7 protein-coding genes and 1 pseudogene are annotated in these 11,180 nt (G+C 63.5%); 3 read left to right on the top strand and 5 right to left on the bottom strand.

All coding sequences use genetic code 11. The annotated features are described in order from the left end of the window. A pseudogene (locus BG842_RS24565) lies at nt 1-1,819 on the top strand (amino acid permease); the annotation flags it as partial. 34 nt (nt 1,820-1,853) lie between these two features. On the opposite strand, the gene BG842_RS24560 reads toward BG842_RS24565, so the two are convergent. Further along, a complete protein-coding gene (locus BG842_RS24560; RefSeq protein WP_069452851.1) occupies nt 1,854-3,452 on the bottom strand; it encodes a TrkH family potassium uptake protein in 1,599 nt (532 codons plus the stop codon). After that, entirely contained in the window at nt 3,449-4,789 is a 1,341-nt protein-coding gene (gene trkA, locus BG842_RS24555) for a Trk system potassium transporter TrkA (protein WP_069452850.1), read from the bottom strand. Before trkA ends, BG842_RS24560 begins: the two co-directional genes overlap by 4 nt. A 287-nt stretch (nt 4,790-5,076) precedes the next feature. Between trkA and BG842_RS24550 the strand changes: the two genes are divergently transcribed. Continuing rightward, nucleotides 5,077-6,105, top strand: coding sequence for a bifunctional oligoribonuclease/PAP phosphatase NrnA (locus tag BG842_RS24550; protein ID WP_069452849.1), 1,029 nt, complete (start codon nt 5,077-5,079; stop codon nt 6,103-6,105). A gap of 21 nt (nt 6,106-6,126) precedes the next feature. On the opposite strand, the gene BG842_RS24545 is transcribed toward BG842_RS24550, so the two are convergent. The 3 genes from BG842_RS24545 to BG842_RS24535 form a co-directional block, all read right to left on the bottom strand. Next, nucleotides 6,127-8,541, bottom strand: a complete 2,415-nt coding sequence (locus tag BG842_RS24545) for an amino acid permease (RefSeq protein ID WP_069452848.1) — start codon at nt 8,539-8,541, stop codon at nt 6,127-6,129. A gap of 156 nt (nt 8,542-8,697) precedes the next feature. Then, on the bottom strand, nt 8,698-8,904 hold the full coding sequence (locus tag BG842_RS24540; protein ID WP_069452853.1) for a hypothetical protein: 207 nt from the start codon (nt 8,902-8,904) through the stop codon (nt 8,698-8,700). 122 nt (nt 8,905-9,026) lie between these two features. Further along, on the bottom strand, nt 9,027-9,440 hold the full coding sequence (locus tag BG842_RS24535) for a hypothetical protein (RefSeq protein ID WP_069452847.1): 414 nt from the start codon (nt 9,438-9,440) through the stop codon (nt 9,027-9,029). Nucleotides 9,441-9,604: 164 nt separating this feature from the next. Between BG842_RS24535 and BG842_RS24530 the strand changes: the two genes are divergently transcribed. Beyond that, a complete protein-coding gene (locus BG842_RS24530) occupies nt 9,605-10,573 on the top strand; it encodes a succinylglutamate desuccinylase/aspartoacylase family protein (protein WP_069452846.1) in 969 nt (322 codons plus the stop codon). The last annotated feature ends 607 nt before the right edge of the window (nt 10,574-11,180 follow it).

Raw genomic sequence — 11,180 nt, 5'->3', positions numbered from 1 at the left:
GGGTCGCTGTTCGTCCTCGTCAACTACGTCGGCGCGAAGGAGACGGGGCGACTGCAGAACATCATCGTCGTGACGCTCGTTGGGATTCTGACGGTGTTCTCCGTCGTGGGCGCGTTCCACGCCGACCTCTCGACGCTTCGACCGTTCGCGCCCAACGGCATCACGCCGCTGTTGCCGACGACGGGACTCATCTTCGTCTCGTACCTCGGCTTCGTCCAAATCACGTCCGTCGGGGAGGAGATTCAGAACCCCGGAAGAACCTTCCCGCGCCGTCATCGGGAGCGTCGTCATCGTGACGATCATCTACGCGCTGGTGTTGCTGGTCCTCCTCTCGGTGGTCGAACTCGACGTCGTGGCGAACAACGACACCGCGGTGGTCGAAGTGGCGAGCATGCTGATGGGTCCGGCCGGGGCGGTCGCCCTCACGTTCGGCGGCCTACTCGCAACGGCCTCCAGCGCGAACGCCTCGATTCTCGCGTCCTCGCGCATCAACTTCGCCATGGGCCGGGACAAACTGGTGAGCAACTGGCTCAACGACATCCACGACCGGTTCACCACCCCGTACCGCTCCATCGGCGTCACGGGCGGCCTCATCCTCCTGTTCGTCGTCATCGGCGACGTGGAGGTGCTCGCCACGGCCGGGAGCGTCCTCCACCTCGTCATCTACGGCCTGCTCAACGTCGCGCTCATCGTGATGCGGGAGGCCGACACGGATGGTTACCATCCCGACTATCGCGTGCCGCTGTACCCGTACACGCCGATTCTGGGGGCCCTCACCTCGTTCAGCCTCATCGGCTTCATGGCGTCCGCCGACATCGTCGCGCCGTTGCTCGCCGTCGCCTTCGTCGTCGGCGCGGTCGGGTGGTACTTCCTCTACGCTCGCGGAAAGACGGAAAAACAGGGCGTCCTCACGGATTACGTCCTCAGTCAACCGGAGGCGATGCCCGAATCGGCCGTCTCCGCCGTGTCGTCGGTGAAACCGGACGGCGGCGACTACCGCGTGATGGTGCCGTTGGCCAACCCCGAACACGAGACGGACCTCATCTCGCTCGCCAGTGCCGTGGCGAGCCAGCGCGACGGAACGGTCGTCGCGACGCACATCGTGCAGGTGCCTGACCAGACGCCGCTCGCCAGCGGCGCGGCGCACGTCGAGGAGCTCGACGCCGAATCGGCCGAACTCCTCGAACGAGCGCGCGCGGATGCCGAGACGTTCGGCGTCCCCGTCGAAACGCACACCATCCTCTCGCACCGCTCCTTCGAGGAGATTTTCGACGCGGCCCGAACCCACGCCGCGGACCTCGTGGTCATGGGGTGGGGCGAGGACAGCCACGGCTCCCCCGGCCGGGCCGAGAGCGCCATCGACGAACTGACGAACGGGCTTCCGTGCGACGTGGTGGTTCTCCGAGATAGGGGATTCGACCCCGGTCGCGTGCTCGTTCCCACCGCTGGTGGGCCGGACTCCGAGCTCAGCGCGGCCATCGCACAGATGCTGCAGGCGGAGTACGACTCCGAACTCTCGCTCCTCCACGTCACCGACGAGTCGCGTGACGCGGGCGAAGAGTTCCTCGCCGACTGGGCCACGGAACACGGCATCGAGGACGCGAATCTCGTCGTGGTGGACGACGAGGACGTCGAAGCGGCCATCGAACGGGCGGCGGGCGACTGCTCGCTGCTAGTCATCGGCGCGACCGAGGAAGGCCTCCTTTCCCGTCTCGTCCGGGGGTCGCTCGCGCTCGACATCGTGGACGACGTGGACTGTTCCGTCCTGCTCGCGGAAAAGCAGCGAAAACGGTCGATTCGAGAGCGGCTCATCGGGTAATCCTCCCGAATTCGACGTTGGTTTCTCGGACTCCCTACGACCGCCAGTACGCGCTCGTCAGCAGGACGAACACCGGGAAGATTTCGAGTCGTCCGACCCACATCAGGACGACCATGAGGAGTTTCGCGCTGTTCGAGAAGGGGAGATAGTTGTTCATCGGGCCGACGAGTTGGAATCCCGGCCCCACGTTCCCGAGCGTCGAAGCGATGGCGCTCATGGCTTCGAGCGTGTTGATGTTCGGGCCGGTCCGCTCGATGTCGAGGAAGAGAAGGAGCGTGGCGACGAGGAAGATGACCACGTAGAGCAGCGTGAACGCGTAGATACCGCGAACCGCGCGCTCGTCGAGCGCGCGGCCGCCGAGTCGAACCGGACGAACCGCTTCGGGGTGGACGTTCGTGAACAGTTCCCGGCGGAAGGATTTCAGGATGACGAGCCAGCGCACGATTTTGATGGCACCGCCGGTCGAACCCGCACAGCCGCCGATGAGCATCGCGCCCAGCATGAGGTATTGGGCGGAGCTGTTCCACGTGTTGAAGTCCATGCTGGCGTACCCCGTCGTCGTGACGATGGAGACGAGTTGGAAGGTGGCGTGACGAATCGACGATTCGATGTTCCCGGCGACGGCCGGGCCGTTCGGAACGAACACCAACCCTTGATGGGTGTACAGCAGGACGGACAAAATCGCGGAGAAGACGGCCAAGATGCCGATGTAAAAGCGGAACTCGACGTCCTCGAACAGTCGTCGCGGATTCCCGTTCAGGACGTGCCAGAACAACGCGAAGTTCGTCCCCGCCGCTATCATGAACGGAACGATGACCCACTGAACGACCGCCGAGAACGCCTCGACGCTCCGCGCCTCGGGGGAGAATCCGCCGGTCGCCATCGTCGTGAAGCCGTGCGCGACGGCGTTGTAGAACGTCATCTGCGGCGCGAGCGGCGTCCCGAGCACGTTCCCCAGAACGTGGAGGCCGAACAGCAGGAGGATTTCGAGCGCGGTGATGCCGAGGTACGCCTTCCAGAGCGCCCGCGCCGTCTCCGCGATTCGCGGGGTGAGTTTCTGGATGCCGGGGCCGGGCGCTTCCGCGTCCATCAACTGCGCACCACCGACCGACAGTTCCGGCAGAATCGCCACCGCGAGGACGACGATTCCCATCCCACCGAGCCACTGGGTCAACTGCCGCCACATCAACAGCGCTCGCGAGTGCGTCTCGAAGGAGATGTCACCCATCACGGTCGCGCCGGTCGTCGTGAACCCGCTCATGCTCTCGAACAGCGCGTTGACGGGGTGCGCGAGCGTGGACGGCCCCGACTGGACGGCGAGGTAGGGATAGCCGCTCAGCAACGAGACGTCGTTTCCGGCGATGACGTAGGGGAGGCCGCCGACGATGGACACCGCGAACCACGTCAGCGCGACCATCAGGAACCCCTCGCGCGCACCCATCTCGGGGTCGGGTTCGACGCGTTCGAGCGACCACCCGACGACGACGGCGACGACCATCGTCGTGACGAACGTGCTGATACCCTCCCGGTAGTAGAGTCCGACGAGCAGCGGGAACACCAGCGGGACGGAGAGCCACTTGACGACCGTTCCGACGAGGCTCACGCTCGCCCGCCAATCGACGCGGAGGGTCATAGTGCGCCACTCACTTCCGAAACCACGTTTCGATGGGCGAACACCACGATGTGGTCACCCTGTTTCACGATCGTGTCGCCGCGCGGAACGATGAATTCGCCGTTGCGGGTAATCGCACCGATAACCACGCCGTCGGGGAGATTAGCGACGCCCTCGCTGATCGGTCTATCGACGAGCACGCTGTTGGCGTCGATTTCGATTTCGAGCACTTCAGCGCGGTCGTTCTCGATGAGCGCGATGTTCTCGGCGCGTTCCTCGCGGGTGAACCGCGTTATCTCTTCGGCCGTGACCTCGCGCGGATTGATCACCACGTCGATGCCAACCGTCTCGAACAGCGAGACGTACTCCGTGTTCTCGACGATGGCGATGGCTCGTTCGGCACCGAGTTGGCGAACCAGCAGGGAGACGAGGAGGTTCTTTTCGTCGTTTTCCAGCGCCGCGACGACGACATCGGCCTCATCGACGTGCTCGCGCATCAGGAAGTCCGTGTCCGTGGCGTCGCTCGCCATGACGACGGTTCCCGGCAGCGCTTCGGCCAGCGACCGGGCGCGGGTGGAGTTCTGTTCGATGAGTCTGGGCTTGAGGTTACGATTTTCGAGCAGTCGAGCGGTGTGAAAGCCGATTTCGCTGCCGCCGATTACCACGACGTCCTTCTCCGTGCTCGGCGTCTCGTCGGGAGCGACTTCCTTGGCGAACTGCTGGACGCTCTCGGGACTGCCGATAACGACGACCTTATCGTCGGCCTGAATGACCGTTTCTCCGCGCGGGATATCGACGTCCCTGTCGCGGATGACGGCGGCGAACGTGAGCGAATCGAAGCGGTCGGCCTGCCGAATCGTCTGTTCCGCCAGCGGACTGTCCCCTCGCACTTCGAACTCCGCCATCTGGACCTTCCCACCCGCGAAGGGGTCCACGTCGCGCGCCGCGGGGAGGCCGATGACGCGAACGATGTCCGTCGCCGTGAGCAGGTTCGTACACACCAGGAAATCCACGCCGAACGCGCCGGGGTCAGCGTTTTCCCACGTCTGGAGGTAATCGACCTTCTTCACTCGCGCGATGGTAAACGGGTCGTCTACGGTCTTCGCCGTCCCGCACACGACGAGGTTCGTCTCGTCGTCGTCAGTGCTGGCGATAACCATGTCGGCGCGTTCGATGCCCGCGTCACGCAACGTGTCGAGCGAGGTTCCGTCCCCCTGTATCGGAAGCACGTCGAGCGAGTACGTGAGCGATTCCACTCGTTCACCGTCCCGGTCCACGACCACGACTTCGTGCGTATCGGAGAGGCTGGCCGCGATGGACGAGCCGACTTCACCCGCGCCGACGATGACGATTCGCATGAGTTCGTTCGTTCCTCGCGTTCCTCTCCACCGAGAAGCTATCGTTCTTCGTCGCACGGTTCGATGCGAAACGAGAATAGCAAAAACAGCCAGTAAACGGCTCGTGTCGGGAGATATCCCGAAGTACCTCCGTCAGAAGGGGAGCGCTACCCGTTCGTCGGCGCGTGGTAGGCCGATGCTGAATCCGTCGGTGTCAATAATATAATCAATAACAACTACAAGACTCGTCGTCGATAGCGTCGGTCACGTTCTCGACCGCGGTGAAACGGTCGGGACACTGATGAACGATGTCCCTCGATACGCCCCGCCATCGACCGACCGATCGATGCGATTCGCTCCTCTCCGTGCTCGGCGGTGCCGACTCGCTCGCGGTCGTCTGTCACGACAACCCGGACCCGGACAGCATCAGCAGCGCGCTCGCACTCGCTGCCATCGCCGAGTCCGCGAACGTCACCGAAACCGACCTCTACTACGGCGGCGAGATAACACACCAGCAAAACCGGGCGATGGTCAACCTGCTGGACGTGGAGTTACACCCGTTCGCCGAGGAGTGTCTCGATTCGACGGATATCGTCGGATTCGTGGATCACGCGATTCCGGGACAGAACAACCGCGTCCCCGCGGAATACGTCCCCGATATCGTCATCGACCACCATCCGAACGAGAACGTCGAAGGCGTGCACGTGGACCACCGGGAAGACGTCGGTGCGACGGCCTCCATGCTGACGGAGTATCTGGTGGAACTCGACGTCGAACTCGACACTCGACTGGCGACCGCCCTGCTGTTCGGAATCCGGCGTGAAACGCTCGAATTCACGCGGGATGCGACCGAGGCGGAGTACACGAACGCCCGGCACCTCCACCCGCACGCGGACGTGGACCTCCTCCGTCGGCTCTCGGACTCGCTGTTCACTCACGAGACGCTCGACTCCATCGCCGACACGATTCAAAATCGCGTCGTTCGAGGCTCGCACCTCGTCTCGCATGCGGGCCGAACCACCGAGCGGGACACGCTCCCGCAAGCGGCCGACTACCTGCTCAACCTCGAAGGGGTTTCGACCACCCTCGTCTTCGGCATCATCGACGACACGGTGCACCTGAGCGCGCGGACCCGTAACCCTCGGATTCACGCTGGCGACCTTCTGGTGGGTGCCTTCGACGACATGGGTAGCGTCGGCGGCCACCGAGCGATGGCGGGCGGGGCGATTTCTCTCGGCCTGTTCGGCGCGCTCGACGACCGCGACGACGCGCTCGTCGAACTCGTGAGCAAGGTGCTGACCGAACGGTTCTTCGAGCAGATAGCCGGAAATCCGTAACGACGAAAAATCGACGGTTGCCTATCTCAGCCAGCGCGAGAGGCGAGAGGTGATACCGAGGTTGCGCTTCGCCATGATGATGGTGCTCTTCGAGCGCCATCCGACCTGTTCGGGGAGCGCGCCGAAGACGAACTGCTGGAGCAGTCCCTCGCGGGTCGCGCCGATGATGGTCAGGTCGTGCTCGCCGGTCCGTTCGACGATGGTGTCGATAACGTCGTCGCCGGTCAGCAGTTCGGTCGTGACAGTCGTCCCCTCGCTGAAGTCGTCTTTCGCCTCGTCGAGCACGGTCTGTGCGCCCGCGCGCTCGCTCTCGGTCGCGTCGGGACCGACGACGTGGATGACTTCCACGGTCGCGCCGTTCGAGCGGGCGATGTTGTCCGCTACTTCGGCGGCGAGTTCGGCATGCGGACCGCCCGCCGTCGGGACGAGGATGGATTCGGCCGCACCCTCGTCCGGTCCGATGCGCTCGACCAACACGTCACAGTCAGCGTTCTGAACCACTTGGTCCACGTTGCTGCCGAGGACGATATCCCGTCGTTGGCTCTTGTGCTGGCCCTTCCAGCCCATCAACACCGCGTCGCTGTCGTACTGTTCGACGGTGTTGAGGATGGCCTTCGACACGTCGTGACCGATACGAATCGTCCCGCTGACGGGGACGTCCTCGTCCTCCGCGATGGCCATCGCCTCGTTCAACACGTTACGCTGGTCGTCGATGAACTTCCGACCCTCGGACAGCGGCGTCTGTTGTGGCACTGTGACGATGCTCATGACGAGAATTTCGCCGTTCCGGTCGCGCGCGATGTCGGTCGCGGTCCGCATCAACTGCGGTGCGCTTTCCGGGTTGGCAATGGGGACGACTATCTGGTTGTCGGCTTCCGAGGGGACGCGCTCGGTGACGACGGTCGGCGTCTCCTCCTCCATCTGCTCGGCTTCCTTCTGCTTGGAGTAACCGTAGTAGACGCCCAGCCCGATGATCATCCAGACCGCGGTCGTGATGAGCGCCACGAACCCTTCGGACCCCGGGCCGATACCCGGCTTCAGGCCGAGTTCGTAGACGAGGAACGGCGTGAGCAGGAACTGCAACCCGATGCCGATGAGCGGCGGCCACGGCATGTACGGGACCTTGTACGTGCGCGGCAGGTCGGGGTGCGTCTGGCGCATCCGGATGACCGTCCAGTTCACCTGCACGAACAGCAGGATGAACATCAGGTCGGCGGAGGCGGCGACGCTCTCTATCGGCAAGGAAATCGCCATCAGGATGATGAGGATACCCGAGAGCAAAATCGCCCAGTGGGGAGTCCGCTTGTCGGGGTGAATCCGGTCGAAGAACGCGGGAAGCGCCCGGTCGCGGCCCATCGCAAAGGAGACACGACTGGAGGAGTACACCGTGGCGTTCAGCGCGCTCATGGTCGCCGCGAGTCCGGCGAACAGCAGGAGGAACGCGCCGTACGGCACGAACTGCCCCGCCGCCTCGATGATGCCGAGTTCGCCGAGGCCGCCGAGCAGTTCCCACGTCGGGACGCTCGCGGCCGAGCCGCTGACACCGGCCGCCTTGCTGATGAGGTCGGCGGTCGGCGTGATGCCGCCGATGGCCGCGAACGCGACCAGAACGTAAATCGGGACGACGATGGCCATCGAGTAGAAGACGGCCTTGGGGACGTTCTTCCCGGGGTTGACGACCTCTTCTCCGGACTGGACGATGATTTCGTACCCCTCGAAGGCGATGTAGGTGAATCCCATCGCGCCGACGATGCCGATAAAGCCGTTCGGTGCGAACTGCGGGCTGTCGAGGAACTTCGCCGTCCAGTTCGGGTTGTTGAACGTCGTCGTCAACCCGAAGGCGACGAAGATGCCGAGGATGACGACCTTGATACCGGTTACGATGACTCCGGCCTTTCCCGTCTCTTCGGCGCCGCGGAAGTTGATGTACGCGAACGCGACGACGACCAACGCCGCCAGCCCCTTTTCGGCCATAATGGGCGTGATGAAGCCCAACAGAGCGAACTCGGTCGGGAGGCCGAATCCGATGCGCAGGAATTCGACGAAGAACGTCCCGAAGGTCACGGCGTACAGCGCACACGCGACCGCGTGGGCGAACCAGCTCATCCACCCGGCGTAGAAGCCGTTCGGGTCCACGAGTGCCTCTTTCACCCAGAGGTAACCGCCACCGGCCTCGGGGAACGCTGCACCGAGTTCCGCATACGAAACGGCAGTGAACATCGCGACGAATCCGTTGATAATGAACGCGATGGTCAGGGCCGGACCGGCGATACCCGCCGCGAACCCGGTGAGGGCAAACACACCTGCCCCTATCATCGCGCCGACACCGATAAACGTGATGTCGAACAGACTCATGTCGCGGGAGAGTTCGGTCTCGACGGAGCCGTCTCCCGTCGAACCGCCCTCCGCTTCCGCCTCGCTCGAACTATGGTCCATCGCTCTCACATCGTATTCCAGTAAGGAAAGTTCTACCGTAATCGTTAGCAAACATTGTCACGAATGATTATTGTAAGGGTCGGTCCCATCGGAGGAACCGTACGAAGGCGTTTCGAGCGCTGAGACGACACGTTTCAGCGCCCTGTCAGTACGTCGTCAGAGTTCCTCGTGAATCCAGTAGTGAGCGATCTTAGATGCATCGACCCAGTGAACCTGGTCGTCCGCGTCGATGCGGATGTACGGCTCCTCTTCGAACTCGACGTTGTGCGTGTGGAGTTCGAGTTCCTCGCCGCCAGCGAGCTTCACCATTATCTCTCCCTTTTCTTCTAGATCGTCTTCCAATCGCTGGTACGTGGATGTCATCGTCGATCCCTCCATCGCAGGCAACATCGGGAGCGTTCAAAAGATTTGTTGCCAAAACTGTAGAAATATTCGTGGAGAACGGTCGTTCCATCCCGTCTTCGCGGCGAAAACATCCGGAAGGATTACGCAACCCCGTTGTCCCGGAGGAGGTCCGCGAGGACGTGACAGTAGAGCACGACAGCGGTGAAAACCGCGACGGGCGGCCACAGGAGGGCCAGGACACCGACGAGGACGCCGCCGATTGCGACGTGCGAGAGGATGCGCATGTGTTCCAGTTCCGCGTTGTCCACGTCCTCGAACACCCAGTCTTGATCACCGAAGGCGTCGGTGGGGTTCGCCAGACACGCCCGGAGGTGTCGCCAACTCCCGGTTTCGACGCGCGTGAGGACGAAGTGGTCCAAGTCGATGAAGACGCTCAACAGCACGCCGTAGACGAACAGGGCGACGAGCAGCGGCGTCCCGAACCGACCCGAAAGCGGAACGAGGAGAAGCGCGGACGCGACCGCGCCGATGAGGAAGTGTTCCCGCGAGTACATCGCTCGAATCCGACACGGCGGGAGGGCTAAAAGATGGCGTCCACCACTTCCACCAGTTGGCGTAGATATTTATATAACTACGATCTCCCGTGTGAAATGGTCTCGTAAGACACGCTATCGAGGTTCGCTAGATTGATAGTGTCTCCCATACAGCCCTGCACCCGATGGAAGGTCACACCGCGGAACGCATCACGCTCGCTCGACTGCCGTCGGGCGTCGAACTCGAAACAACCGTTCACACGTACGACGGCGCGGACGACGGCCCGACGCTCTACGTGCAGGCCGCACAGCACGGGCGCGAAATCAACGGAAGCGAAGTGCTCCGACGGTTCCACGAGGAACTCGACACCGAGCGCCTCGCCGGGCGAATCGTCGCGGTGCCCGTCGTCGACCCGCTCACGTTCGACCGCGTGTCCTACACCACGCCCGAACAGCTAGACAGCATCAATCCGAATATGAACCGGGTCTGGCCCGGCGACGAGGACGGAACGCTCCACGAGCGCATGGCGGCCGCGCTCTGGGAGTACGCGAGCGAAGCGGACGCCATCGTGGACCTCCACACCGGCAGCCGTGACATGCTGACCCACGTCGTGTTCATGGAAGGCGACCGGGAATCCCGCGCCCTGGCCGAGGCGTTCGGTACCGATCTCCTACTCTCCGAGCAAGCAGGCGACGACGCCGACGTCGAGTGGGAGGAACGGGACTTCGGCGGCAAGTTCCGCGTCGCGGCCACGCGCGAAGGAATTCCGTCCATCACGCCGGAACTCGCGCACAACAAGGAAATCGTCGAAAGCGCGGTCGAAATTGGGCTGACGGGGGTCGTCAACGTCTGTCGCCACCTCGACATGCTCCCGTCGGCACCCGTCGAGAACGGCGACCCGGTGCTCGCGCGCAATCACCTCGGCCGCGTCGATGCCGCCGATTCCGGGCTGTTCGTCGTCGAATCGGGTTGCGAAATCGGCGATTCCGTCGAAGCGGGAGAGCGCGTCGGAACCCTGTACGACCCGGCGACCTACGAGATTCGACAGGAAGTCGAAACCGACCGCGACGGTATCCTGTACTCGTTGACCCGCGAATCGACCGTCTGCGGAGGCGGGAAGTTGCTGAGCGTCGCGCTACTCCGGGAGGAGTGAGCCATCGACGGAGAGAGTTTTCCGAGTTCCGGGACGCGGGCGACCGCCACCCCGAGAATCCAGCTCTGGCGAACCGGCGAGGAGATACCGACCGCTTGGTCGTAGTAGCCGTTCGCGTCCCCCTTCGTGATGAATCCGGCGTGCGGTGCCGGACAGTTCCGGAGTTCAGCGCAGTTGTCGGCACCCGCGAGATACGCAGGGTCCCCCTCGTCGTACCAGTTCTCTCCCGACGAAACCCAAAATCGCGCCCGATGAAGAACCGGAATCGCCGACTCGTTTCCGTAGGGTCGATAGACGAGGACGTTGCCGGGACCGCCGAGCGTCTGGAATCCGTCCCGTTTACCGTTTCGTGCGGAGACGACCCCATCGCGGCTGTCCGGCGGCGTGACGCGGTGTTTGTCCATTACCACGACCACGTCGGACGTGTTGATGTGCGGCGACATGCTTCCACTGATGACGGTATACGCGGGCGGCCAGACGCCCAGCGTTGCGACGAAGAGCACGCTCAGGACGAGAAGGAGTGCGACCACGCTAGCGAGCAATCGTCGGAGGCTGAACACGACACGCCGAGACGCGAGGGACGGGCTTTGTTATCTCCTCCCTGCGC

The organism is Haladaptatus sp. W1, from assembly GCF_001723155.1.
Taxonomy (GTDB): Archaea; Halobacteriota; Halobacteria; order Halobacteriales; family Haladaptataceae; genus Haladaptatus; species Haladaptatus paucihalophilus.
This window is presented reverse-complemented; position numbering and strand designations above follow the sequence as displayed.